Genomic DNA, 24929 nt, shown 5'->3' with positions numbered 1-24929 from the left:
AAGGTCCTCCTTTTTTATATAGAGGAAGAATGGAGAAAGCAGATGGGGTTCGAAATCATATCCATTTTTTTAGCAATACTATCGATTTTTAATTTATTTTTCGCCTTCGTTATTATCTTTATCGAAAAACGGAATGCCACCGCCATTTGGGCCTGGATTATGGTTTTGTTTTTCATCCCTTTTTTAGGGTTTGTGCTCTATTTAATCTTTGGGCAGAACCTGACCAGAAAAAGGCTGTTTGACTGGGCGGACATTGAAAAGATCGGAATTGAAGAACTGATTCAGGAGCAGATGCATACCCTGCGCAACGGAACGTTCCAATTTTCGGATTCCGTTTCCTCAAAGCACCGGGACCTTATTTATATGCAGCTCGCAAACGACGGCTCTGTACTTACGAAGGAAAACGATGTCCGGGTGTATACTGACGGCCACGAGAAGTTCGATAACCTCATTAAGGATATTGAGAAGGCCCGGGATCATATCCACTTGCAGTACTACATTCTTCGAAGTGACAATCTGGGACGCCGTGTTATTGAAGCTTTGAGAAAAAAGGCAGAAGAGGGGGTTGTCGTCAGGCTTCTTTATGACGACATGGGCTCGAGAAAGATGCGGAAAAAAGAGCTCTCGGGGCTTGAAGCAGCCGGCGGGGAAGTAGCTGTTTTCTTTCCGAAGCGCCTGCCAATCATTAATTTACGCCTCAACTACCGCAACCACCGGAAAATTGTAGTGATTGACGGGAAAACCTCCTACGTCGGCGGCTTCAATATCGGCGATGAATACCTGGGGCTCAGTAAAAAATTCGGCTACTGGCGGGATACTCACTTGCGCCTGGAAGGGCAATCTGTCAAAACGGCACAGACCAGGTTCATTCTGGACTGGAACCAGGCCAATTCCAGAAATCCAGTTCATTACGAAGAGCGTTATTTTCCAACCCTCGCAGAGCCTGGGGAGTGCAGCATGCAGATTGTATCCAGCGGACCCGATTCGGAATGGGAGCAGATTAAAAACGGCTATATCAAAATGATTAACTCTGCCAAGCACTCGGTATACATCCAGACTCCTTATTTTATTCCGGACGAGAGCCTGATGGATGCTATACGGATTGCTTCTTTATCCGGAGTCGATGTGCGTATTATGATTCCGAGCATGCCTGACCATCCCTTTGTGTATTGGGCTACCTATTCCCACATCGGGATCGTTCTCCGCGCCGGCGCACGAGTGTATATTTACAACAATGGTTTTATCCACGCCAAGACCATCATGGTGGACGACGAAATCAGCTCGGTTGGTACGGCCAATATCGATGTGCGCAGCTTCCGGCTGAATTTTGAAGTGAATGCTTTCATCTATCATGCGCAAACGACGAAGCAGTTGACCGATACCTTTTTGTACGATATGGATACACACTCCTCCGAGCTCACTCTCGAGGCGTACCGGCAGCGCTCCCTCTGGATCCGTATCAAAGAAGCAGTGTCCCACCTCTTATCCCCAATTTTATAAACAATGCAAAAGTCCGCTGCCTCGCTAAAAAGAAGCAGCGGACTTTCTTATGCTTTTGTTTTCCACAGGCCTCCGAGACTCCGGGCCCAATTTTCCATATAAAGGATGCTTTCCTCCATTGCCTGGTCCAGTGAAACAATGCCGGGCACCATGCTGAAAGCAGCATCAATACCAGCTTCATAGACTTTTTCATAACCATCGCCAAGCTGGCCTGCGACAGCGACCACCGTGCTTCCAGGCGGAGACGCTTTCGCAACGCCTACAGGCGTTTTGCCAAATACCGTCTGGGCATCGATTTTTCCTTCGCCGGTAATTACAAGAGAGGCTCCGGCACTCCGCTCAGAAAAGCGGCTTTCTTCAAGCACGATATCGATACCGGGCTCAAGCGCAGCATTTAAAAAAGCTATCGCACCGGCTCCAAGCCCTCCCGCAGCTCCGGCTCCTTTTTCCTGCAGCACTGGTTTATGTAGATCCCGTTCAATCACTTCCCCAAACATACGAAGCGCTTCGTCAAGCTCCTGAACATCTTCCGGCTCCGCTCCCTTCTGCGGACCATAGACGGCACTTGCTCCCTCCGGCCCTGTCAGCGGATTTGTAACATCACAGGCAGCACGCACGGTTACTTCATGAATTCTTTTGTCGATGCCGCTCACATCAATGCGGTGCAGATGTTTTAATGCTGCTCCACCAGGGGCGATGTCTTCTCCATTTTGATCCAGAAAACGAACGCCTAACGCAGCAGCCATCCCGGCCCCTCCATCGTTGGTGGCGCTTCCCCCAAGACCTAAAATAATACGTTCCGCTCCTTCATACAGTGCTTTCAAAATCATCTGCCCTGTACCATAAGAACTGGCCGTTAAAGGCTCCCTGTTTTTTTTGGTTACCAGACCGATACCCGAGGCTTCTGCCATCTCAATAACCGCGGTGCGGGATTTCTGGATGTACACAAATTCCGCCTTTACAGCACTTCCATCTGGCCCGCTCACATCCACTGCATGAACTTCCCCGCCAAGGCCGTCCCGAAGCGACTGCGTGGTCCCTTCTCCGCCGTCTGCCATGGGGATTAACTCTGTAACAAGGGCTCCGGGGTTTCCCATCCCCTGGCGAAACCCTCTTTCAATTGCCTGTGCAGCTTCCATGGCTGTCATGCTTTCCTTGAATGAATCTGGCGCAATCACTACTTTCATTTCTGTCTCCTCCTTAACGCTTTATGACTGGCTGGGGTAAATAGAAGAAGCATGCTGCTTCAGCATTTTTTCAAACAGCCACTTCTTTTCCGGCAGCGGCAGCATACAGTCAAAATGCTTCATGTCTTCGTTTTTAAAAAAGCCAAGCGTCCCCTGGCAAAAGCCGCAATAGGAAGTTTGATGAGTCAACGGCTGCTCATCCGGAAACCAATCGTTTTCGGAGGGCACAAATTCGCCGCTCATGTTCCAGCCAGTTCCATCGGTTAACTGTACTGAAGCCAATAGCTTGTACGCCTTCTGTCCTTTTTCTCCGTCTGCAGCCGCCATCTGCACATAGGAATCCGCCACTTCGAGCAGCCGGGGAATTTCATTTTCCCGAAGCTCACGGAAGGACGGGGTCTCCTGGCCTGTCTCACGCAGGTAGTTTATATGCTCCTGGTACCTCGATAAATATAAGTGAATAGGTTCCAATTAGCTCCCCCCTTTGTTTCAGTATAGCATGAGTATGCCTGTGAAATAATAAAAGAACACCCCACTCCGCCACAGCGGCACTGAGATGTTCATCTACTGGTTTTCCTTCCGCGAAGATTGTTCGCGGCCTGGGTACCGTCGGTTAAAATCTTTAAACACAAAGTATTTCATCATAAAGAAACTAGCCGTGAATGAAGCCAGCATTGCCAGCCCTTTAGCCAGGTTCTGGCGGATCCACGTGGGCACTCCGAGTGCCTGAAATAAAGCATTAAACCCTAAAAATACAGCATTATTAATACCGAGGCTGATCAGCCCCTGAATAATAAACACTAGCCGCTGGCGGGTGCTTCCTTTCGCTGAATCCCGAAACGTAATAAACACGTTCCAAATGTAGCTGTTTGTTACTGCCAGCGCATAAGCGATCGTATTAAAAAGCGTCAAAGTTACCCGCTCTTCACTTGGAAAAAGAAATAGAAGCAGGTTCAATGCTCCTATATCAACTACAGCATTCGTTACACCAATCGCACTAAACTGAAGCGCTTGAAGAGGACCACGCCGCTTTTGATTCTTACCCATAGAACCCCTCTGTTCCTGATGAAATCTCCGCTTACCGGCGTTCTTCTGAAACTGTTTCACGATTTTCCAGCGTTTTAGAATCCTTTACGCCGGCTGCTTCTTTATACAAATCCCTGATTTGCTCTGCTGCCGCTTCCCACCCGAATGATGCGACATCTGTAAAGGCCTGGTCGGCCAGACGTTTACGGAGGGTTTCATCCTCAAAACGGCAAACAGTGTTTTTGAAGTCGTCTTTCATATGCGGATCGTATAAAAGGCCGTTACGTTCTGATGTAAGCTGTTCCTTTGTCGGCCCGCTTTCTGCAGCAACCAGAGGCAGGCCGGAGGCCATCGCTTCCATAATCACCAGACCCAGCGTCTCCGTTGTAGAAGGAAACACAAATACGTCAGAGGAAGCGAACGTAGAAGCCAGCTCGTCCCCATGCATAAATCCTGTAAATACGGTGTCTGTGCCTTCGAAATGCTTTTCCAGCTCTTCACGATGAGGGCCGTCCCCCACAATAGCCAGACAGAAATGATCTGATTCCTCAAGGACATCCCGGATTTTTTCAATTTCTTTTTCAGCCGCCAGCCGGCCCACATACAGAAGCAGTGTTCTGTCCGTTTTTCCGCCGGAAAGCCGCTCCCGCATTTTTCTGCTGTGATGTCTGGGATGAAATTGTTCGGTATCTACTCCACGTTTCCATAAATGCATACGTTCAAACCTTTTTTCCTGAAGCTCTGTCTGCACAGTTTGTGACGTACACAAATTTATGTCCGCTTTGTTGTGGAGACGCCGGACATACCACCACATCAGCCATTTCAGCATGCCCAGATTATAGTAGGACATGTACTGGGTTAGATTTGTATGATAAGAGGCCACCAGCGGCACCTCAAGCTTTTTCGCGTAGTTAATGCCCGAATACCCCACCACCGCCGGGTTCACGACGTGTATAACGTCAGGTCCGAAATCCTGTATATATTTTTTTACTACCCGGTTTGGGAGAGCGAACTTCTTTGAACGATAAAAAGGGAGGGCGCGCGCCGGCACCCCTTTCACTTCTGCTCCATCAAATTCATACACACCCAGATCCGGGGCTACAATCTGTACTTCATGACCATCACGATGCAGCCAGCGTATGCAGGCTGTCAATCGTGTAACGATTCCGTCTGTAGAAGGCAGAAAAGTCTCGGTGATGATCATTATCTTCATAGAAGACAACTCCCCGTTTTTATTTCCAGCTCACACTTGGCAGCACGTTTCCTTCGATCACCCGCTCTTTATGTTCGATCACCGCTTTTAAGATGTGACGGATAACGTCGTCTGTTAAAAAGTGAGGTTCCAACCCTAAGTCTAAAAGATTGGTGTTTACTGCTTCAAGAAAATGCTCTTCAAGTTCTACGCGAGGGTTCTCCAGGTGGTCAACATCTACCTGGTAGCCTTCTTCTTCAGCCACCTTTTTCACTCTTTCTGCAAGTTCAAGCACGGAGAAGTCTTCGGTAAACTGGTTGAACACACGGAATTCTCCCGGCTCAGCCGGCTTTTCTGCTGCAATTTCCACACAGCGGACGGTATCTTCGAGGTTCAGGAAGCCACGAGTCTGCCCACCCTTTCCGTAGACTGTTAAATTCCGGCCAATCGCAGACTGAATGATAAAGCGATTCAGCGCTGTGCCAAAAACGCCGTCATAGTCCAGGCGGTTGGTGAGCACCGGATCCATGTTGGTTTCATTCGTATCCAGGCCGTAAACAATGCCCTGGTTTAAATCCGTAGCACGGATGCCCCACACACGGCAGGCAAACATAATGTTATGGCTGTCATGCACTTTTGATAGGTGGTAAAAGGACCCCGGCTGTTTCGGAAACGGAAGGCGGTCTTTGCGGCCTTTATGCTCCACTTCCAGATAGCCTTCCTCAATTGGAATATTAGGAGTGCCATACTCTCCCATTGTACCAAGCTTTATCAGGTGACAGTCCGGTGCCATTTCTTTAATAGCATAAAGCACGTTTAAATTTCCTACTACGTTATTCACCTGCGTATAAACCGCATGCTCCCGGTCAATCATCGAATAAGGAGCGGAGCGCTGTTCAGCAAAGTGCACGAAGGCCTCCGGCTTTTCCTGCTCCATAACCTGCTGAAGGAAATCGTAATGCTGAAGGTCTCCTTCGTATGTACGTATTTCTTTTCCTGTCAGCTCTTTCCACTTTGCCACCCGGTCTTCAAGGCTCGCGATCGGAGTGATCGAGTTGGAATGAAGCTCCTCATCAATTTTTCTACGCACCATGCTGTCGATAATTGATACGTCATGACCCTGCTTTGATAAGTAAAGCGCGGTCGGCCAACCACAAAATCCATCTCCACCTGCAACAATAATTTTCACGTCAGTTACCTCCACATCATTTAATACAATCTAATAGTTCAAACAAGCGTAATTCTATGGGTATCTAAAAGGTAATTTCTACCTCGTAGAGTGCAAGTTGCCGTTGTATATGTACATCCGAGTAGAATTCCCATCGAAACAATACCACTCTCCTTATATTAACGCAACTATTAGTCTATATACCACCGTTATTCTATCATACTAACTAATCATTGCAGCTGTCACAGCCATAATTCATAAAAATTACATAAAATTTATAGAAAAGCGAAGGGTGTTTGGGCACCAGCTTAAACAGCTCGTCGGTTTCAGTCGGCTTGAGACGAAGTCGCAAACGATCTGAAATCACGAATGGATTAAGCTGGTAACACCCGGAGCTGGACAGATAGAAAAGCGTAGGAAGCCTGTTCAGCGGCACGGGCCCTGGAAGAGCTTTGGATAAAGAGGCCTTTTCTCTTTACCAAAGATCTGAAGGGACACCCCGCCGTTGGCTTCCGGAGCTGGACAGATAGAAAAGCGTAGGAAGCCTGTTCAGCGGCACGGGCCCTGGAAGAGCTTTGGATAAAGAGGCCTTTTCTCTTTACCAAAGATCTGAAGGGACGCCCCGCCGCTGGCTTCCGGAGCTGGACAGATAGAAAAGCAGAGGAGCCTTGCTCAACCGCGACAGGTACTTCCCAGACGTGCAGGGCAGCCTGCTGCCCGAAACCGGCTGGAAAGTAACCCCGAGCGGTTAGGCTTCGGAGCTGGACAGAGAAAAGCGGAGAATAGATGTTAATCGAACCGCCCCTCCTCCGAACGCCTGAGACTGAACAAAATCCGGAAAAGATTCACTTTTCAAAAGAGAATTTTTCCGGATCTTCAGCCACTGCAATTAGTATATTATGTTCCTCCAGCTGTTCGCTCAGGTCACGCGCTTCTTTATCGCTATAGCCCAGCTTTGTTAAGCGTTCATAAATATCGGAGGCCCCGTGGCGGAAAAACTGTTTTACGAATTCCACCGGACTTGTAGCGTCTGCTTCTGTATCACTTACTTTTAGTTCTTTCGCAGTCGCCTTTTCCGCTTCAAGAGCTAAAGCATAAATCTGTTCTCTTTGAACACCCTGCATTTTCAATTTATCTACAGCCTTCTGTGCTTCTTCTACAGTCGAAAAAATACGAGCGGTAGGCAATAGTTCCCCCTCCTTGCAAGGAATATTACCACTCCGCCCGTAAAATGAAACAAGGAATATTTATCCTCCAATGTATCTCTGATACAACGATCTAGCTTCCACTTCCCCGGAGACCCCGTGAATGATGGCCCTTCCATCTTTAAAGAGCACCAGCCGCTTGTTTTCAATATTTAACACCAGCAGATGCTGATTCGCTTTGGAAAGGTGCTTTTTATGAGCGTCCGCTGTACGCTCGAGTGACACCTGCATGTCCGGAAGAGGCTTCACTTGTACGGCATCCCTGCCGCACAACGTCTCTGCCTTGCTTCTCCCACTCCATGCGAGCGCTGGATACGTTGGCGATTCTCCGCAGGAGGGACAATGAACATCCTGAAGCGAGTCTACACGAATGGAAGAACTCTCGTTCGACCATACATCAAACGACCACAGCGTTCCGCGTAGCTGTTTAAAGGAATGAGTAAGCAGCTTCATCGCTTCGGTCACCTGCGTGGCGCTCACAAATTGGACAGCCGGGGCAATAATTCCCATCGTGTCACACGTTTCACCTTCCATCGGAATGCCCTTCATCAGGCAGCGCAGGCACGGCCCTTCTTCCGGTGTCACTGTATAGCTTAGTCCGTATGCCCCCACACAGGCTCCGTAAATCCAGGGAATCCGGTGCTTCAACGCTGTATCATTAATCATCAGCCTCGTCTCCATATTATCGAGTCCGTCAATAATAAGGTCTGCAGGCAGACAGTTTTCAAGCACGGCCGGATCTGCTTCGCCGACAATTATATCAATGACTGCGTTACTCCGGATATCGAGCAGCCGTCTTTTCGCTGCCTCCGCTTTCGGTGTATACGCTGCTGCGTCCGCTTCTGTATACAACTGCTGGCGCTGCAGGTTGCTTACCTCTACATAATCCCGGTCGATTAGCGTTAATTTCCCGATCCCCGCACGCACGAGGCTTTCAGCTGTTAAACTCCCTAGAGCTCCGGCCCCTATCACTATTACATGGGACTCCTCCAGCTTTTTCTGTCCACTCCGCCCGATTCCATGAAATAACCGCTGCCGGGAGAAACGTTCTTCTGTATTCAAATGCTGAGGCCTCCTAGAGGGCTGCTTGCCTGTGCATAAAATTTCTTATCAATTCTTCCTGCCTCTGCACCAAGAGTACCGGCTCTTATGGCCAGTTTCATCGCTTCAGCCATTTTTACAGGGTCGCCTGCTCCTGAAACCGCTGTGTTTAAAAGGATACCGTCAGCCCCAAGCTCCATGGCGTAAGATGCGTCCTTCGGGCTCCCTATGCCTGCGTCCACAATAACCGGCACCTTTGCCTGTTCGATAATATGCGAAAGATTGTATGGGTTGATGATCCCGAGCCCCGTTCCTATAGGAGAGGCTCCTGGCATAACTGCATGAACCCCGGTTTCCTGAAGCTTTCTTGCAAGCACTACGTCGTCGGACGTATAGGCGAGAACCGTAAACCCTTCGTTAAGAAGCTGTTCCGAAGCCCGGAGCGTTTCCACCGGGTCCGGTAGAAGTGTTTTGTCACAGCCAATTACTTCTACTTTGATCATGTCACACATATTGGCCGCTTCCGCCAGCTTAGCTGTCCGGACCGCCTCTTCCGCTGTTTTGGCTCCGGCAGTATTTGGGAGAAGCCTGTACTTTGAAACATCCATCTGCTCAAATGGGTCCGGCTGACTGCTGTCAAATAAGTTCATTCTACGGACAGCAAAGGTCAATACTTCAGTTTCTGATGCTTCTACCGCCTGCAGCTGGGTTTTTGCGTCTTTATACTTTCCCGTACCGAGAAATAGATGTGAGTTAAATGTCATACTGCCAATGTTAAGCATTCGTTCATCCGCCTCCTACAAAATGAATGATTTCGATTCTGTCCCCGTCCTTCAAACCTTCTTCCTTGTGCAGTTCTTCCATCACAATAATCCCGTTTCGCTCCACCACCGTCTTCTTATGGGCTACTTGAAGCTCTTCCAGTAACTCGGCTACGGTTTGACTGTTCTCAATATTCTGTATTTGACCGTTAAGCGTGATTTGCATGAATGACTCCTCCTTTTCGTATTTTCGGATCCACGGCGAACAGCTGCTTCCAGTCTTCGCGAACGCTTTCCCTTTCAATCCGGGCAGCCATCCAGCTCCCACTCCGTGCTGAAAGAAGGATACCGTTTCTATAATGCCCGGTCATCACCCACAGGCCTTTGCTTGTTCTTCCCATATACGGCAGCCCGTCGCCTGTCTGCGGCCGGACACCGCTCCAGAATCTTTCAATCCCTGCATGCTTTAATCCCGGCACTAAATGCACGGCTGCTTTCATGAGCTTCTGCATTGAGGCTACAGTGACTTCCGTACTCGCGTCTTCAGGCTTCTCTGTAGCTCCGATAAAAATTTCTCCGTCCTTTTTAGGAACAATATACACTTCCGGAGTGTGCAGGGTATGCTCCAAAGCAGCGTCCGGTAAGCGTACAGACAAGCATTCGCCTTTCACCGGATAGAGGCTGAATTCCCTCTCATCCAACAGACGGGCTCCGGCACTTCCTCCCGTAAAAACAACTTCATCTGCTTTGATGCTGCCTTCGCTTGTTTTCACTCCACAGACCCGGCCGTCAGCTTCTAAGAGCTGATCGACTGCGGTATTTTCCCGAATCACCGTTCCGTTGGCCTCCGCTGCCCTGGCAAGGGCCAATGTCCATTCATAGGCCCGGAGCTGCCCGTCTTTCGGTATAGACCAGGCCCCGTGGATGTGTTCAGAAAGCGCTGGCTCTTTGCTTCGCGTCTCCCGTGCTGAAAGCCATTTCGCGCCATAGCTGTGGCCTGATAACCGTTGATACTTTTCTGCTTCCGTTTTGTTCCATACCGGCTTCAGCATGCCATTATTTACGTAAGAAACGTCCATTCCACTGAGCGCTTCCACCTCCGGGACCAGTTCAGCAAACATAGCCCTGCTTTCGAGCGCAAATTCCTGAAAAAGATCTGAACCCTCCCACTCGGACTGCGCCCCAAGCATTCCGGCAGCCGCTTTCGAAGCACCGGCAGCTATGGAAGCTTTTTCGATTATCATAACGCGGCGGCCGCGTCTGCTTAACTGGTATGCAAGGGAACATCCCTGGACCCCCGCCCCAATAATAAGAACTTCAGTATCAACTTTCATTACTATCACTCCTTACCCTGGCCCGAAGCTGCTCTGCTGCCTCCCCGGGACGATCTCTTTCGTACAAAGCTGCGATGGCCGCTATCCCGGAGGCTCCGTTTTCTATGCACTCCTCCGCGTTTTCAGAAGTGATGCCCCCAATAGCAATTACGGGAATACGAACGCTTGTTACGGCTGCTTTCAGCGCCCCGAGCCCGCGCGGAGCCTTTCCGGGCTTGCTGCCTGAAGCAAAAACATGGCCAAAATAAAGCCAGGATGCTTCCTGTCGCTCACTTCTTTTCGCTGCCTCTGCGGAGTGCACAGACTGGCCCCAGCGCCCGTCAGCCGGGAAGTCTGTACGGCGCTCGGGCAGATGAGCGCCGGCCAGCTGATAAGCAGCAGCAAGCTCCGGCTCGTCATTTATTATAAGCTTCCCGGGACTTACTCCTTCTTCCAACGCCAGCTTCACAGCTGTTTCTTTTTCCTGCTTCGTCCACTCCGGTGCCCGTATATGCACATAATCAACGACGTCTGCCAGCTCCCTCGTCTTCCCCCACCACTCAGCCACCGGGATATCCGGCGGCGACACTGCGTGAATGCATGGCTTCGTCTTTTTATCCATAAAAAAGCCTCCTTCCAGAAGGAAGGAGGCTGCCTGTTAAAAGGTTCAACATGGCTGCTTCCCTCCGCTGGCTCTCCAGATCAGGTTCAAAGGGTTCCGGATCTTTCTCCGGTCTCAGCCTCAGCAGGCACCCCCAGCAAATATATATTTCCCCACAAAAAACCCCGCTTTCGTTAGAAAGCGGGGGGAGATAGTCGTATCAGCATCTCTTCCCCACTTCCCTCCGCTGGTATAATCCAGATCAGGTTCAAAGGGATCAGCTTTACGCCGTCTCAGCCAACAGGCACCCCTAGTGGTTCGATATTACTTATATCATAACGCGCTGCTTCGCTGCCGTCAATTTATCCCCAATCTTTAAACCTGAAAAATCGACAGTACTACCCATAAAGAAGGGACGCTTAAAATAGTCGTTACCAGCGTAATACCTGAAACGAGCTGGGGGTTGGAATCAAACTGTACCGAAATCATCGCCATAGTTGCTGCACTCGGCATCGCTGTAGAAACAACAAGCACAGTAGTAAGCGTGTCATTAGTCTGAAGCAATAACGCAATCAAATAAGCAAGCGCCGGAGCGAATACGAGTCGTAAAAACGTTCCAGCGCTCACGAGCTTCCAATCCATGCTTTTTACAGATATACGTGCAAGCTGCATACCCAGAATAATCATAACCACCGGAATCGCTGCACTGGCAAGCATATCAAGGGCTTCATAGTAGGTCGCCCCGATCGGTATCCCGGTCAGCTGAAAAAGGACGCCTGCGAGCAGGGCGTAAAATACCGGCATCCGCAGTACTGTGCGAAACGCATCGGCCGCATCCATATTGGCGCTGTTTGCAATATAGACGCCGACAGTGTTCATCAGCATCGTCTGGATGACCATAAAAACAATCGAATAGGCAAAGGCTGTATCACCGAAAGCAAAAGAAATCAAGGGAGCACCGTAATTGCCCGCATTCATAAATACGGTGGAAAGCATCATGCCGGTTTCATTTGCTTTTGGCCATTTGCGCAAGTAAGCCGCCAGTTTGATCACGCCGGTCATTACCGCTAAAAACACCACGGAAAACAGAGCCATCGACAGCATGTCGCTGTTCAATTCCCTTTCATAAAACGTCCGGAAAACAAGCGCGGGCGTTAATACATAGAGAGCGACAGCTGACACCGGCCGAATGTCCACTGCCTGCCTTTTCTGCAGCAAATAGCCAATCGTAAATATTAAAATGATTGGGACCAATACATTGATCAGCACACCCATGCAGAGCCCTTCCTTCTTTCTTTAAATTTAATACACTTTAACGCCGGCCCTTTTCTGTCAGTAATCGTGCCGGAGCATCTGCTTTAAAACACGCTTCTCTTTACGTGATACAAGAATATACAAATAATCACCAGCCTGGATTACTGTCTCACCAATCGGCGTGACCAGCTCATCATCCCGGACAATTGCGCTGATAAGCGCAGAGGTGGGAAATTCAATGCTTTGAAGCGTCTGGCCGACGATCGGCGTCGCTTCATTCGTTTGAAATTCCATAATTTCTGCGTTCGCTTTTCCGAGGGAGACAAGCTCCAGAGAATGAGTAGGGGCTTCCCGGAGGGGGCCGGATAAATGAAGCCATTTTGCTAACGGAGCGATGGTCGCGCCCTGGATCAGCGCGGATGTGAGCACAATAAAAAAGACGACGTTGAAAATTTGGGTGCCCGATTCCACGCCGGCAACAATCGGATAGGTAGCCAAAATGATCGGCACCGCCCCGCGCAGTCCCGCCCAGGACAGAAATATATTCTGCTTCGGCTTGTAGCCGAAAAAAGAGGTCGACAAAAACGTGGCAAGCGGACGCGCCAAAAACATTAACACCGCTGATAAAATGAGCCCCATAGTGATGTTCGACCACGTCAGGATATCTCTTGGAAAGGCAAGCAGGCCCAGAATGATAAACATGCTTATTTGCGACATCCACGCCATTCCCTCATTAAACCGGTAAATCGGCTGGCGGTAGATCAAATCGGAGTTTCCTATCAAAAGTGCCGCTACATACACTGCCAAAAATCCGCTCGCACTCATGCTAGAGGTCACGCTGTAGGTTAACAGCGCAAACGCGATCGCAAATAAGGGGTACAAGCCACTCGAATCCAGATTAATGCGGTTAATCGTCCAGGAGGCTGCCCACCCGAACAGCCCTCCCATCGCAAGACCGACGCCCATCTGCCAGAAAAAAGCACCGGACAAAAGCCATACGTTGGGCGAATCGGCCAGAATTAATTCGATAAAAAACAGCGTTAAAAACACAGCCATTGGGTCGTTGCTGCCTGATTCCGCTTCAAGGGTGGAGCCCATTTTTTTATCAATGCTGCGCCCCTTCAAAGCAGCAAAAACAGCTGCGGCATCTGTCGAACCAACCGTAGCTCCGAGGAGCATCGCTTCAAGCCAGGTGAGGTCGAGCAGCTGCTTCGCTACGACTCCCATCAGGGCAGCCGTAAACAGCACGCCGAACGTGGCAAGCGTTACAGAAGGCCCGACGACCGGCTTGATATCACGCCACTTTGTCTGGGTCCCGCCTTCAAATAAAATAATAATTAGGGCTATAATTCCAACAGTCTGGGCAAGCTGGACATTTTCGAAGTCAATGATGCCAAAGCCGTCGTTTCCCATGAGCAGACCTAGAATAATAAATAAAATAAGCGAAGGCACCCCGAGACGTGTCGAAAATTTTGTTACGACGACGCCTAAAATAAGCAGAAGCGCTCCTAATAATATAAACGAATCCACATTTGCATTCCCTTCAAACACTCACGGTTTCCTCCCTCCACCTGCCGCAGCTTTCTACTTCGGCTTTTCTATGTATTACTTGCATGATACATATAATTTTTGTGTAAAAAACCCGCACACAGACATTTTATAAGAATGCTATACCCGAAAATGGGAGCATACAAAAAGCATGCTGCAAAAACAGCATGCTTTCTGCCTCACCCAATCACATCATAGCCGATGGATAAGATAATTGCGAACAAAATGATCCATAAAATCCAGAACATGGCGTGTTTTCTGCCTGCCCGGCGACGAACGAACATCATTTCCATTACTCCGATAAAAACAAGGGCCAAAACACCTTTTATAATGGACAGGAGCGGGAAGCCATACAACGCCACCATGCCCGCGCCAGAAAGAACCATAATGACTACAAACAGCCGTTCAATCATCATCGTTACTTTTTGTTTCGGAAACAGGTAGCTGATCAAAAAGAAGATGATCAAAAATGCCCACGAACCGGAATGTGCTTCATACAAAATGCTCTGAAGATCCATATGCTTTCCTCCTTTTCACTCTTCAATTTGTTTCTTTTCCAGATATTTCACCTGCTTGTAACTATAATCAAAATAAAGCCTGGACTCAAGCCAGAAACAGCGTTAGTTCTTGAACGTTTTATGGCGCTATCAGCTTCAGGCCTACGACGGAGGACAGAATGACCGCAATGCTTACTATCCTGCCAACATTGGCCGGCTCTTTGTACCAAAGCATGCCGAACAGCGCGCTCCCTGCCGCTCCTATTCCTGTCCAGACAGCGTAGGCGGTTCCCATCGGAAGGGTCTGCATCGCAAGGGAAAGAAGAAAAAAACTCGCTCCAAAACCTCCTGCAATCATAAACAGCGGCCAGATGACCCGCTTTTGAATCCATTCATTGATCATAGAAACACCAATCATCTCAAAAATGCCGGCGCCGATCAAATACAGCCACGTCATCACTGTTGTTCCCCTCCTTCATTTGCCCTTGGCCTTCCGGAGGCCATGTGAAGCCCGGAGATTCCGGCAATCAGCATGATAATAAAGGCCATCTTGCTCCATTGGAACGGCTGGCCAAAAAATATCATATCAAGGACTGTTGTCCCGATCGTACCGATGCCGACAAAGGCTGCATACGAAGTGCCTACCGGAAGATATTCGCCCGCCCGTATCAAAAAGAGAAAGCTCAATACAATAGCCACGAGCGTTCCCGCCCATTCCCATCCAGCCGAGGCGTGCTTCAAACCGATTACCCAGAGAATTTCAAATGTTGCTGCTGCCGCGACGTTTATCCACCCCACTACGAGTCCTCCTTACCGATTTCTTCTTATTATTTCCCGGAAATATTTATTTCACCCCAGCTTTTGCACACGAAAAAACCCGGGAATTCTTCGCAGCGAAGATCTCCCGGGTTTTTGTCCCTCCGTGTCGCAAACGTTTCGTTTACGGGTTTTCTCTCGGACCAGTCCGGCTCTGCCGCGGAACCCTAGAAAACATTGTGCCTTTCAGTATATCAAATTCACGGCTTTTGTCTACGACGAGGCATTGTCTTTGGAGGGGAACACAAACTCGACGCCATTTTCTTTGCGTTTTAATTTGGCGTCAAACGGCTTTTTGCCTTTAAATCCTTTAATCACCTGCGTCTCCCCTTTTTCACACAGCTTCTTAACCTGAGCCTGGGTGATTTTTTTCTTTAATAATGTTTTTGGTATGGTGAATTTACAGCCGTTTGCATATTCGCTGCAGCCATAAAAGGATTTTCGTTCCATCAGCTGCCCTTTTTGGCATACGGGACAAAGAGCGATCGGCTCTGCGCGCTGCGGCTGTTTTTTGGAGGCGGCCACCTGATCCGGATGGGTCTGCATATTCGTCATGCCTGCCGGCGCCTCTTCGACCAACTTTTTCGTAAAAGCCTCGGTCTGCTTTAAAAAAGCTTCTTTATCTGCTTCACCGCTTCCGATTTGCTTTAAAAAGGCTTCCCATTTTGCGGTCAAAAGTGGCTTGGATAAAAGCGTTCCCTCTACTACCTCGCAGAGGGCGCGGCCTTTGGCGGTGACTTCCACGACGTTTTTCTGAATCCGGATATATTCCTGTTTCTGCAGCGTCTGAATAATAGTGCTTCGCGTCGCTTCTGTCCCAAGGCCTTCTGTTTCCTGCAGTACTTTTTTGGAAGCTTCGTCGTCTTCAATCCATTTGCCGCAGGACTTCATCATATTGATCAGCTGGCCTTCTGTGTAGGGCTTAGGTGGCTGGGTTTCCTTTTCAGCTGCCTGGACATACGCTTTAACCTGCTCTCCTTCAGTAACTGGAGGCAGTGTTTTATCCTCCTGCTCCTTCTTCTTTTTAGGTGCCGGAAACAGCTCCTTCCAGCCCAGTTGGCTGTCCACCCGTCCCTTGCTTTCAAAGATGAGGCCCTGGACGTCCGTTTCGAGCGTTGTTTCTTCATACACATAGTTCCGGTGAAACATCGCGAGCACGCTATTCATTATTTCTTTGTATACCTGCTGCTGGGCCCGGTTCAGCTTTTCGAACTGGCCCTCGCTCAACACTTTTTTCGTTGGGATGATCGCATGGTGCTCCTGGACTTTACCCCCGTCTACAAACCGTTTCGAAGGCGTCAAGGATGCCGGTTCGAAGGAAGCGTTCATACAGTCCTGCATCCGGTTCAGATTCCCTTTTAAGTAGTTAAATTCACCCGAAGTAATGTGGCGGGTGTCTGTTCTCGGGTAGGAAACAGCTTTTAGCGGCTCGTCATACAGGCTCTGGACCGTTTTCAGCACAGCAGACGGGCTCATTTTATATTTTCTGTTCATCGTTGTCTGCAGGCTCGACAGCGAATGAAGAAGCGGCGGCTTTTCCTGTTTTTCTTCTTTTTTTATGCTGCTGATTGTTCCTTCGGTATCCTTTTTCAAGCCGTGCTCCTTCCAAATCCGGAGTACTTCTTCCTTTGAGCCGAAGCGCTTTTTATACTTTCCTTTATACTCGCCTGCTTCCGCACGGAAGGTTCCTTCAAGCTCCCAGTAGGGTTCGGGCTCAAACGCCTCAATTTCTTTCTGTCTGTCGTAAATAAGCTTGAGCGTTGGCGTCTGGACCCTGCCGACACTGAACACTTCATTGATGCCCTTTTGTTTTAGCAAAAGCGTATACAGGCGGCTCGCGTTCATGCCGACGATCCAGTCGGAAAACTGGCGGGCCCGTGCCTCCTCATATAGCGAAAAATAGTCTGCCCCCTCCCGGAGCTGTTCAAAGCCTTTGTATACCTCGTCCTTTTCCAGGCTGTTAATCCAAAGACGCCGGATCGGTTTATGGGACGTTTTCGTATAATCAATGACGCTTCGTGCGATGTTTTCGCCTTCACGGTCACAGTCGGTCGCAATAATAATGCTGTCGGCTTCCTGCAGCATCTGCTTAACGACCTTCAACTGCTTGAACGCCCGCGGGTTCGGTTTGAAGCGGAAATGGGCAGGAAGCATCGGAAGTGTGTCGAGCGACCATTTTTTCCAGGAGGACTCGTAATCGGCCGGGGCCCGGAGCTCGAGCAAATGGCCGAAGCCCCAGGTAAGCACTGCCCCGTCCGGAAACAGACTGCACGGCTTCAGCCGCATGTACCCGTCCTTTTTCTCCTGTATCTGAAACGCGGCCGCATAGGCTTTTGCCTGCGACGGTTTTTCCGCTAATATGACTGGCATAAAGAAATTCCTCTCTTCGCTGATTTCTTTGAATTTCAAGAACATTTGTTCTTTATTATAAGGAATCTGTCACAAAAACGAAAGAAGGAGCCTGCCTTTCATATACTCAACTCCGTCCCGGCGTGATACACTAGCATTTGTGAAAACAATGGGAGGATGCTTCCACTCGAAGAAACCACCATTCGGGAGGAGAAATAAACAAATGAAACCTTTAAAACAGCACGGTTATGAATATTACGACTTAGCTGATATACTGCACGAAAGCTATAGCGAAGAAGACCTGGCAGCCTTAACTGCGGCCTTTGACAATCTTCCGGCCGACGATTATGCACCGCACCTGAATCGATACCGCCAGTACGGACGTGCCGTTATTTTCCCGGGCACCCACCGAATCGAATGGCTGCCGGAAACGGTTAGGGACGGTAAAAGCTACTACGATTATTTCCAGGGGTCGTTCAATCCGGAATATCCCGATGCGAGCCGCCGCTTTCCTGCCATCCCTGAGCACATCAGGCACAATCGGCTGCTTGAAGCGCTGATCGCTTTTAACTTCCGCCAGACATTCTGGACACGCGAAGATGCGCTCATGCCTTTTCATGCGGGAGTCCACTTTGTGAAGCTTCACGTTGACTCGAAAGAGGACGAAGCATTTTCATCGCCGAATACCTTGCACCAGGACGGAGAGCCGTTTACGTTCGCCCACCTGATCCGCCGGCGAAATATCGAAGGCGCCCGAAACGTTATTTCTGTACCGGAAGTCCGTGGGCGGATGCCGGAAGATGTAGAAAAGGATAAAATCACTGACTCCTTTTACATGACCCGCCCCCTCGAATCCTACGGAGTGTATGATCCGCTGGTCACTCATTATGTTGGCTCTGTACGCAAGGGGCCAGAGGACGGGCCCGGGGAGCGCTCAGCCATTTTAATTGATTACCAGCCAACCGTCGTTGCCAACCCGGATGAAATTCGCAGCATGCACGGCGATACCAACAACATGGATTATGTATAAAAGGACCCCCGGCGCCCCAGACGCCGGGGGTTTTAAATGGAGAGCAACTTTTTCGGAGGCTGCTGTAAAAGCCCCCGGTGAACAAACTTATGCTTCTTTCAATGATTTCATTTTTCTGAAGAAGCTTCACGTTTACGCCCAAAATATAAAAGGCCCAACAGCATAAAGGCTATCATCAGTGCAGTTACAACAATGAGAACAGGTAATGCACCGAATTGATAAATAAATGGGATAGAAGCAGCCGTTACGAGACCGCCGCCCACCATTGGTTCAAATAAAATTTGCTTATAGCCGAAGGCAGTAAAGGCAGGGGACTTATTTTCAGGATCAGCCACCCTCATTAAGAGAAGCCCAGTCGCTGCCACGCCAGTAGACTGCCCAAAATCGCCAAGAGCTCTCTCAAACCAATACGATGGAATCATACGGGGCGCCAAATAGATAAAACCGAGCACATTCAGCAAAATACCCGAAACAGCTAAAATGAGAAAAGGCAGGAAATAAGTGCCTAGTACTGATAACTGCAAACTTGCCAGTGCACTAACGATCAGCAGGTCAAGCGACAACCCCTGGATACGGTTGATCAGGCCACGGTCGATGATGTCAAAGCGATCCCATTTCGTAAACACCAGTTGAAGCAGAATACCGCCGATCATAGCTAGCGGAAATAAAGGAATGTATTCAAAGATATAGACTCCGCTCCATGCTCCCCACGTTACGGATTCCAGCCACACGAGTGCTTCGAGAAGCAAATATCCGGTAAAAACAGCAATAGCTACTAGAGCAACGTGAAAAGCAAGAGGATCGATTGAAGTGGGAGACGTGGTCATTTTGCCCGCAGCATCCCGTGCCTCATGCTCATTAATGCCTAACTGGGCGTCCACCGAAACATCTTCTGGTTTTTTGAGTATGTTTGACTTATTACGGCGCACACCCCAATTCAATAAAATGACCCCAGCGATAACTCCGGAAAGTACACCCACAGTGGCAAGGCCGATCGCCAGATCATAACCCTGCTCAAAGCCCAGCTGGGTGAATGTACTTTCCAGCCCGGCGGCTGTACCGTGGCCGCCCACAAAACCAATTTCAATCAGCGCCCCGGCAGCCGGCGGCAGGCCAAAGACCGGCGTCAAGAATAACAGGCAAAGACTGATGCCTACTACGTACTGCCCCCAGGAAAGGGTGTACCCAAAAGCAATCTGCGGCCCGCCGACCCTGAGCATTTCTTTCATGTTCGGAAGACGGAACCCGATGAATAAACAGGCGAAAACAACGTTAATAAGGAGGCCTGGCAGTGCACCCCAAACTTCAAGAATATCCGCTGTGAATAGCCCGTTTTCCAAAAAGCGGGATCCAAACAGCGATTGGTTAATCCTTCCTAAAACCCCCGGCCCAAGCAGGAGAGCTAAAAATCCGCCAATGAGGGCACTTGGCAAAAATAAACGCTGTAATAAAGGAATCCGAAGACGGACCCACTTTCCAAGAGCAAGAACCATACTAATAACAACTAAAGCCATTCCAATGACATCAAACGACACAATCGCAGCCCCTTTTCATTTAAAATAAATATGTCGGATCAACATCCATATGTACCATTACCAGGCGACAAAACCTCATTTTATCATACGCGGCCATTCCCCGCAGTTCGTCTTAAAGGGTTACAAGTACAATTTTGATGAAAATGAACATAAATAAAAACATAAAAAAACCGAATGCAGAAAGCTGACCATTCGGTTTTTCGCAGATTTTGTTTCCGGTTCGCTTACTTTTTTGCTTAATTTACAGACGTTAATGACACCAGCTCGTATTCAATCGTTGTGCGGTGAGACTCCCATTCCACCCGGTGAATCACCGCCTTGCCAAAGGGTACTTTTTCAGCAAACGTATGAATTGGAAGCGGATGATCAAGCGGAAACATTTGATAGTTATCTTTGATCAACCGAAAATTTCTTTCATCGAGGCGCTCAGCCTGCTTATTCGTAATAATTTCCCAGTTCATTTCTACAGAAAAACCCATATGCGTCCCTCCTGCTCCCTTGACTGTATAATTTTAACGCTTTCTTTTCTATCTCCATTATGGCAGATTTTTAAGCGATTGTACGATCAGACCCCAAAATTTATCATTGTCAATATCTACTGCGATCTGCACCGGTCCTCCAGCAGTAGTATCGATGACCGTTTCCCCATACGTATGCTTTCCCGCTGTTTCCACTTTCACATCGGCGGATTCAAATGTAAAAAGGGACGGGGCCAGGCACACTGCCACCGCACATGGATCATGAACTGGCGGGAGTGCCAGGTGGAAACGCTCTTCGTAAGCACGCTGGAAATGGTCAAGCAATTCGTACGTAAACTGGGCAGCCATAGTCGGTATTTCTTTGATCCGCTCCACCACAGATTCGGATGCTAACGCCTGATGGGTGACATCGAGGCCGCACATCGTTATCGGGATGCCGCTTGCAAATACGATCTCTGCTGCTTCTGCATCCGCATAAATATTAAATTCTGCTGCCGGGGTCCAATTACCGAACGTTCCGCCGCCCATGATCGATAAACGGCGGATCCTCCGGGCCGCCTTCGGGTTTTTCCGGCATAAAAGAGCAACGTTTGTGAGAGGGCCTGTCGCAATAACAGTAATATCCTCCTCCGAATGAAGCAAAACCTCCTCCATCACGTCTACGGCATGTCTCTCTTCCACCATATGTGCAGGTACTGGAAGTGCAGGCCCGTCAAGACCCGACTCGCCGTGAATCGAAGGTGCATGCTCCGGCATACGGACCAGAGGCCTTCCTGCTCCTTCGGCCACCGGCACTTTGTCCAGGCCGGCGGTATCAGCAGCCACTAAAGCATTTCTTGTTGTCTTTCCAATATCTGCATTACCTGAAACGGTCGTCACAGCCCGGATATCCATATCCGGATGCCCCGCTGCAAGAAATAAAGCAATGACATCGTCGTGTCCCGGGTCCATATCCATAATTACTGGCGTTTTCATCTGCTGCTTCCTTTCTTTCTATAACTATATGTTTGTTCAAACCAAAAGCACCGCCAGCCGGCGGTGCTTTCCTGCTTCGGGTACTAATATTTAAAGTCCTGCTTCGTAGTTCAATTTTTTCGACATTTCCCGGAACTGCTGCTCGTCAAATCCCGGCGCAAATTCTTCCGGAATGTGGTCGAGGTTCGGAATTTCCCCGCCTTCCGGCGTTGGCATGTCGCTAACTACCTCGAGTTCGCCTGGCGGCCCAACCGGGGACGGCCCGTTCCAGATCCGGTCAAGCATTGTGTAATCATTGTCACTGAAACGATAGAGCTTACGGTGCGCTCCCTTTGCTTCGTATTTGTGGGCGTGGTCATATTTACTGTTATCAAGGTCCGGCACTGGAAGCATTTTCGTTACGTCCACACCTGTTAATTTCTCCAGTGCTTTGGCGTAAGCCACCACGTGCACGCCGCCGCGCACAAGCAGATAGCCGCATAGTTCACGGGCAGTTTCGTTGTCAGTCATTTGATATACCCGCATCTTGTGCGTTCTGGCCCCGCACTCGAGATAGAAATTGTGAAGCAGATCGTTGACGAGGTTACCGCTTGTAAAGACGTTATCTCCTGTCCACGGCGCCCCCATCGAATCTTTCGGCACTGAGTTCTGGCCGGCAAAAATAAAGCTTTGCGGATTCCTTGAATCCATAGCTTCACTAAGCGGAGTACTGTCCGGATTGGCCGGATCCTGGCCGCTCTGGTTTGTCGACCCCTGCAGACATAAATTTATTGTATTGGCAACCAGCTCTACGTGTCCAAGTTCTTCGGCTGTGATGCTTGCGACTAGATCATAAAATGGGCGTAGCTGTTTTTTGCTGCGGAAATTAAACGACTGGAATAAATAGTTGTTGAGCGTTGACATTTCACCGAATTTTCCACCTAAAAGCTCCTGTACGACGTTGGCTGAGTTTGCGTCTGGGTTACTGGGCGTCGGGAGGTCGATTTGCAGTTTGTCAATTCTCTTAAACACAATGATTCCTCCTATTAGGTTTAAATTCGTATTTCGCCAGCAAAATACACTTACCTATTTCCGTTCTTCCTTTTAAGCAAACACTAAATTTTGATATATTAACAATATTCATTCTTTTTATAAAATTTGTATCAATTATGAAAACCCCTGTTTTTACGGCTTTGCACTCATGTTTAAAAGTACAGGGGGACAGGAATAATGATAACTAGTTTCATTACGAAAGGAAGGATTACCCATGGATAAAAACGAAGCACAGAGACACGCATTTGACATTATCGACAACAACAAAGTGGGCGTACTTGCGACAATTGAGGGCAATAAACCCCATTCCCGTTACATGACATTCTACAATGAAAATTTTACCCTTCTGACACCGACGAGCAGTCAAACCCATAAGGCAGAAGAAATCGAAAAAAATTCCAACGTGCATATTCTGCTCGGGTACGACGGCGAAGGTTACGGAGATGCCTTTGTCGAAATCTCCGGAAAAGCCGTGATCCGCCATGACCAGGAGACGAAGGAAAAAGTCTGGACTGACAGCGTGCAATCCTGGCTCGGCTCTCCGGATAACCCGGAATACATTGTCCTCGAAATTCAGCCGGATTCCATCCGCCTGATGAACTCTAAAGGAGACACTCCGGAAGAAATCGACTTTTCTTAAGCAAAAGACAGCCCCCGCCGAAACATTTTCCGGCGGGGGCTAATTTTATGAATTTTTCCAGGCCTCCTGGATATCCAGTTCTCCTGCAAGCAGCTCGACTGTTTTCCCCCGGGCGTTTTCAATGTCGAGGGCTGCAATCATCGTGCGGGCCACGTCTTCTCTGGAAATGTCTCTTTCTTCAGGATTAGAAAGTTTTTCTGCAAGTTCTACTTTCCCTGTACTTTTTTCAAACGTAAGCCTTCCCGGACGCACAATTGTGTAGGGAATCCCGCTGCTCTGCAAATGCTTATCTGCATTCAATTTTGCTTCCGCGTAATGTTTAATAGGTCCCTGAGGGTCGTCGACGCCGATGCCGCTCAGCATAACGTAATGCTTCACATCCTGTACCCTTGCTGCATCAATTGTTTTCTTCGCTCCCTGCTGGTCCACGCTGACTGTTTTTTCCGGTCCGGTGGAGGAACCAGAACCAGCGGCAAACATTACAGCGTCCATTCCTTTTAAAGCGGTCGCCGTATTTTCTTCAAGGTCTGCAAGAATCGTGGATGCCGCTCCCATCTTTTTCAGCTCATCGGCCTGGGAAACTTCGCGGATCATGGCGTGCGGAGTGTGCTCCGGATGAGCTGCAAGCTGTTCTACCAAGAGTCTCCCCGTATGCCCATTCGCCCCTATAACCAGTACATCCATGTTATTGCCTCCTTTTTTACAATTGTTCCCTGCTATATGCAGTTTAAACGTCTTCGCCAGGCTTCTTCTCCCACTCGTTTTGTAGTTTTTTCTGCCTGCTTCCACGCTTTTTCCGGAATTTTCCCGGTCTTGAATAAATGGAAAGAACAACCGCCGAGAAAATGAGAACAATTCCGATTCCCTGCCAGCCGCTTAGCTTGTCCCCGAAGGCGACGACGCCAATCACAATAGCCACCATCGGCTCCACGGTGGACAAAATCGCTGCCTTGCCCGATTCAATATATTTCAACCCGATGGTAAATAATATATATGCAGCAATAGTAGAAAGCAGTATACCTCCTAACCCATACGCCCACATCATCGGCTCCTGAATGGCTTCTTCATTTGCCAGCAGGCCGCTGAAAGGAACCATCACGAGGCCGCCTGTAAGCATCGTGTAGGCAGTAATCGTAATGGAGTGGTATTTCGGCGTCACAAATTTGCCGAGAATACTGTACAGGCCGCAGCACAAGCCGGAGAGCAGGCCAATCATAAGGGCCGCCAGCGAAAGCCCACCGGCTCCGCCGGGAAAAAGCCCGGCCACCAGTACACAGCCGGCAATCGTAAGCCCAATGGCTGCCAGCTTATTTATTGTGATTTTTTCTTTAAATACAAACCGCGATATGAGTGCTACAAACACGGGGCTTGTGTAAAGAAGGACGACCGCAATGGAAAGTGAGGCTTCATCCATGACAGTGAAATAACACCAGTTGAAGAGAGCTATGCTTCCGACGCCGAGCCCGATAAAATGCGGCAGATCATACCACCGGACCTTCAAAAGATACGGCCGGACCAGGGCCACAGCCAAAAATAGAATCAGGGCCGACCCGGCCATGCGAAGCGCCACTACCTGGCCGGGTTCGATATTGTACCGGTACATATTCTGTACGAACAATCCTGTAAACCCCCAAAACGAGGCGCCGGCGACGGCAAATAGATAAGCAGTGGATGGTTTCATTGCTCCTCCCCCTTTGTGTAAATCTTTTTCCTCTAGCTACGCTATCATCTCAAATTTCCACACCGGCTTTCTATATATTTTAAATTATTCTCAAATAGT

Annotated in this window: 25 protein-coding genes, 1 pseudogene and 3 riboswitches; of the genes and pseudogenes, 3 read left to right on the top strand and 23 right to left on the bottom strand. The window is 49.1% G+C overall.

Translation table 11 applies throughout. The features are described 5' to 3' along the window. Positions 1-42 precede the first annotated feature (42 nt). Positions 43-1500, top strand: coding sequence for a cardiolipin synthase (gene cls, locus B5066_RS05690; protein ID WP_079474977.1), 1458 nt, complete (start codon positions 43-45; stop codon positions 1498-1500). A gap of 47 nt (positions 1501-1547) precedes the next feature. Here cls and B5066_RS05685 read toward each other — a convergent pair whose 3' ends face one another. The 17 genes from B5066_RS05685 to B5066_RS05605 form a co-directional block, all read right to left on the bottom strand. Next, complete coding sequence (locus tag B5066_RS05685) at positions 1548-2687, bottom strand: glycerate kinase (protein WP_079474976.1); 1140 nt, start codon at positions 2685-2687, stop codon at positions 1548-1550. Between the two features lie 21 nt (positions 2688-2708). Beyond that, positions 2709-3158, bottom strand: coding sequence for a hypothetical protein (locus B5066_RS05680; protein ID WP_079474975.1), 450 nt, complete (start codon positions 3156-3158; stop codon positions 2709-2711). Positions 3159-3251: 93 nt separating this feature from the next. Further along, complete coding sequence (locus tag B5066_RS05675; protein WP_079474974.1) at positions 3252-3734, bottom strand: GtrA family protein; 483 nt, start codon at positions 3732-3734, stop codon at positions 3252-3254. A gap of 31 nt (positions 3735-3765) precedes the next feature. Further along, the gene (locus tag B5066_RS05670) at positions 3766-4926 is read right to left on the bottom strand and encodes a glycosyltransferase family 4 protein (protein WP_079474973.1); all 1161 of its coding nucleotides are present in this window, start codon (positions 4924-4926) and stop codon (positions 3766-3768) included. A gap of 19 nt (positions 4927-4945) precedes the next feature. Then, positions 4946-6094, bottom strand: coding sequence for an NAD-dependent epimerase/dehydratase family protein (locus B5066_RS05665; protein ID WP_079474972.1), 1149 nt, complete (start codon positions 6092-6094; stop codon positions 4946-4948). Positions 6095-6918: 824 nt separating this feature from the next. Then, positions 6919-7260, bottom strand: a complete 342-nt coding sequence (locus B5066_RS05660) for a general stress protein (protein WP_158219013.1) — start codon at positions 7258-7260, stop codon at positions 6919-6921. A gap of 60 nt (positions 7261-7320) precedes the next feature. Further along, a complete protein-coding gene (locus B5066_RS05655) occupies positions 7321-8340 on the bottom strand; it encodes a ThiF family adenylyltransferase (RefSeq protein ID WP_079474970.1) in 1020 nt (339 codons plus the stop codon). After that, positions 8337-9101, bottom strand: coding sequence for a thiazole synthase (locus B5066_RS05650; protein ID WP_079474969.1), 765 nt, complete (start codon positions 9099-9101; stop codon positions 8337-8339). The genes B5066_RS05655 and B5066_RS05650 overlap by 4 nt, the downstream gene beginning before the upstream one ends. 4 nt (positions 9102-9105) lie before the next feature. Then, positions 9106-9306, bottom strand: a complete 201-nt coding sequence (gene thiS / locus B5066_RS05645) for a sulfur carrier protein ThiS (protein WP_079474968.1) — start codon at positions 9304-9306, stop codon at positions 9106-9108. After that, positions 9290-10414, bottom strand: a complete 1125-nt coding sequence (gene thiO / locus B5066_RS05640; protein ID WP_079474967.1) for a glycine oxidase ThiO — start codon at positions 10412-10414, stop codon at positions 9290-9292. The genes thiS and thiO overlap by 17 nt, the downstream gene beginning before the upstream one ends. Continuing rightward, the gene (locus tag B5066_RS05635) at positions 10404-11015 is read right to left on the bottom strand and encodes a thiamine phosphate synthase (protein ID WP_079474966.1); all 612 of its coding nucleotides are present in this window, start codon (positions 11013-11015) and stop codon (positions 10404-10406) included. Before B5066_RS05635 ends, thiO begins: the two co-directional genes overlap by 11 nt. Positions 11016-11057: 42 nt before the next feature. Continuing rightward, a riboswitch (TPP riboswitch) is annotated at positions 11058-11160 on the bottom strand. A 56-nt stretch (positions 11161-11216) separates the two neighbouring features. Beyond that, a riboswitch (TPP riboswitch) is annotated at positions 11217-11316 on the bottom strand. 53 nt (positions 11317-11369) lie between these two features. Continuing rightward, positions 11370-12269, bottom strand: coding sequence for an AEC family transporter (locus B5066_RS05630; RefSeq protein WP_079474965.1), 900 nt, complete (start codon positions 12267-12269; stop codon positions 11370-11372). A gap of 57 nt (positions 12270-12326) precedes the next feature. Further along, complete coding sequence (locus B5066_RS05625; RefSeq protein WP_079474964.1) at positions 12327-13799, bottom strand: potassium/proton antiporter; 1473 nt, start codon at positions 13797-13799, stop codon at positions 12327-12329. A gap of 176 nt (positions 13800-13975) precedes the next feature. After that, entirely contained in the window at positions 13976-14314 is a 339-nt protein-coding gene (locus B5066_RS05620; protein WP_079474963.1) for a DUF1516 family protein, read from the bottom strand. 118 nt (positions 14315-14432) lie between these two features. Then, positions 14433-14750 carry a DMT family transporter gene (locus B5066_RS05615; RefSeq protein WP_079474962.1) on the bottom strand — a complete coding sequence of 106 codons (318 nt, stop codon included), beginning with the start codon at positions 14748-14750 and terminating at the stop codon, positions 14433-14435. Further along, a complete protein-coding gene (locus tag B5066_RS05610) occupies positions 14750-15091 on the bottom strand; it encodes a DMT family transporter (protein ID WP_079474961.1) in 342 nt (113 codons plus the stop codon). Before B5066_RS05610 ends, B5066_RS05615 begins: the two co-directional genes overlap by 1 nt. Before the next feature lie 101 nt (positions 15092-15192). Further along, positions 15193-15291: riboswitch (guanidine-I (ykkC/yxkD leader) on the bottom strand. Between the two features lie 31 nt (positions 15292-15322). Beyond that, a complete protein-coding gene (locus B5066_RS05605) occupies positions 15323-17479 on the bottom strand; it encodes a type IA DNA topoisomerase (protein ID WP_079474960.1) in 2157 nt (718 codons plus the stop codon). Positions 17480-17681: 202 nt separating this feature from the next. Between B5066_RS05605 and B5066_RS05600 the strand changes: the two genes are divergently transcribed. Continuing rightward, positions 17682-18488, top strand: coding sequence for a 2OG-Fe dioxygenase family protein (locus B5066_RS05600; protein WP_079474959.1), 807 nt, complete (start codon positions 17682-17684; stop codon positions 18486-18488). Positions 18489-18946: 458 nt separating this feature from the next. Here B5066_RS05600 and B5066_RS17075 read toward each other — a convergent pair. The 4 genes and pseudogenes from B5066_RS17075 to B5066_RS05580 all read right to left on the bottom strand — a co-directional run. After that, positions 18947-19708 (bottom strand): annotated as a pseudogene (locus tag B5066_RS17075) (sodium/glutamate symporter); the annotation flags it as partial. Positions 19709-20259: 551 nt separating this feature from the next. Next, a complete protein-coding gene (locus B5066_RS05590) occupies positions 20260-20502 on the bottom strand; it encodes a DUF2584 family protein (protein WP_079474957.1) in 243 nt (80 codons plus the stop codon). Between the two features lie 57 nt (positions 20503-20559). Continuing rightward, positions 20560-21477, bottom strand: a complete 918-nt coding sequence (locus B5066_RS05585; RefSeq protein ID WP_079474956.1) for a nucleoside hydrolase — start codon at positions 21475-21477, stop codon at positions 20560-20562. A 90-nt stretch (positions 21478-21567) separates the two neighbouring features. Further along, positions 21568-22488 (bottom strand): manganese catalase family protein, encoded by a 921-nt coding sequence (locus tag B5066_RS05580; RefSeq protein WP_342351580.1) that lies wholly within the window; start codon positions 22486-22488, stop codon positions 21568-21570. 235 nt (positions 22489-22723) lie between these two features. Between B5066_RS05580 and B5066_RS05575 the strand changes: the two genes are divergently transcribed. Continuing rightward, the gene (locus B5066_RS05575; RefSeq protein ID WP_079474954.1) at positions 22724-23149 is read left to right on the top strand and encodes a pyridoxamine 5'-phosphate oxidase family protein; all 426 of its coding nucleotides are present in this window, start codon (positions 22724-22726) and stop codon (positions 23147-23149) included. Between the two features lie 45 nt (positions 23150-23194). Here the strand turns inward: B5066_RS05575 and B5066_RS05570 are convergent, their stop codons facing one another. Together B5066_RS05570 and B5066_RS05565 are read right to left on the bottom strand one after the other, a co-directional pair. Further along, on the bottom strand, positions 23195-23833 hold the full coding sequence (locus B5066_RS05570; protein ID WP_079474953.1) for an SDR family oxidoreductase: 639 nt from the start codon (positions 23831-23833) through the stop codon (positions 23195-23197). 43 nt (positions 23834-23876) lie between these two features. After that, on the bottom strand, positions 23877-24830 hold the full coding sequence (locus B5066_RS05565; protein WP_079474952.1) for a DMT family transporter: 954 nt from the start codon (positions 24828-24830) through the stop codon (positions 23877-23879). Positions 24831-24929: the final 99 nt, after the last annotated feature.

The organism is Marinococcus halophilus (assembly GCF_900166605.1).
Lineage (GTDB): Bacteria > Bacillota > Bacilli > Bacillales > Marinococcaceae > Marinococcus > Marinococcus halophilus.
The sequence above is the reverse complement of the archived record's forward strand: the minus strand, read 5'-3'. Positions and strand labels throughout refer to the sequence as shown.

What these genes read in the sequence shown, in the direction of transcription:
- cls (WP_079474977.1), top strand. Translation starts at nt 43, where the DNA reads ATGGGGTTCGAAATCATATCCATTTTTTTAGCAATACTATCGATTTTT.
- B5066_RS05685 (WP_079474976.1), bottom strand. Translation starts at nt 2,687, where the DNA reads ATGAAAGTAGTGATTGCGCCAGATTCATTCAAGGAAAGCATGACAGCC.
- B5066_RS05675 (WP_079474974.1), bottom strand. Translation starts at nt 3,734, where the DNA reads ATGGGTAAGAATCAAAAGCGGCGTGGTCCTCTTCAAGCGCTTCAGTTT.
- B5066_RS05670 (WP_079474973.1), bottom strand. Translation starts at nt 4,926, where the DNA reads ATGAAGATAATGATCATCACCGAGACTTTTCTGCCTTCTACAGACGGA.
- B5066_RS05650 (WP_079474969.1), bottom strand. Translation starts at nt 9,101, where the DNA reads ATGCTTAACATTGGCAGTATGACATTTAACTCACATCTATTTCTCGGT.
- thiS (WP_079474968.1), bottom strand. Translation starts at nt 9,306, where the DNA reads ATGCAAATCACGCTTAACGGTCAAATACAGAATATTGAGAACAGTCAA.
- thiO (WP_079474967.1), bottom strand. Translation starts at nt 10,414, where the DNA reads ATGAAAGTTGATACTGAAGTTCTTATTATTGGGGCGGGGGTCCAGGGA.
- B5066_RS05635 (WP_079474966.1), bottom strand. Translation starts at nt 11,015, where the DNA reads ATGGATAAAAAGACGAAGCCATGCATTCACGCAGTGTCGCCGCCGGAT.
- B5066_RS05630 (WP_079474965.1), bottom strand. Translation starts at nt 12,269, where the DNA reads ATGGGTGTGCTGATCAATGTATTGGTCCCAATCATTTTAATATTTACG.
- B5066_RS05620 (WP_079474963.1), bottom strand. Translation starts at nt 14,314, where the DNA reads ATGGATCTTCAGAGCATTTTGTATGAAGCACATTCCGGTTCGTGGGCA.
- B5066_RS05615 (WP_079474962.1), bottom strand. Translation starts at nt 14,750, where the DNA reads ATGACGTGGCTGTATTTGATCGGCGCCGGCATTTTTGAGATGATTGGT.
- B5066_RS05605 (WP_079474960.1), bottom strand. Translation starts at nt 17,479, where the DNA reads ATGCCAGTCATATTAGCGGAAAAACCGTCGCAGGCAAAAGCCTATGCG.
- B5066_RS05600 (WP_079474959.1), top strand. Translation starts at nt 17,682, where the DNA reads ATGAAACCTTTAAAACAGCACGGTTATGAATATTACGACTTAGCTGAT.
- B5066_RS05590 (WP_079474957.1), bottom strand. Translation starts at nt 20,502, where the DNA reads ATGGGTTTTTCTGTAGAAATGAACTGGGAAATTATTACGAATAAGCAG.
- B5066_RS05585 (WP_079474956.1), bottom strand. Translation starts at nt 21,477, where the DNA reads ATGAAAACGCCAGTAATTATGGATATGGACCCGGGACACGACGATGTC.
- B5066_RS05575 (WP_079474954.1), top strand. Translation starts at nt 22,724, where the DNA reads ATGGATAAAAACGAAGCACAGAGACACGCATTTGACATTATCGACAAC.
- B5066_RS05570 (WP_079474953.1), bottom strand. Translation starts at nt 23,833, where the DNA reads ATGGATGTACTGGTTATAGGGGCGAATGGGCATACGGGGAGACTCTTG.
- B5066_RS05565 (WP_079474952.1), bottom strand. Translation starts at nt 24,830, where the DNA reads ATGAAACCATCCACTGCTTATCTATTTGCCGTCGCCGGCGCCTCGTTT.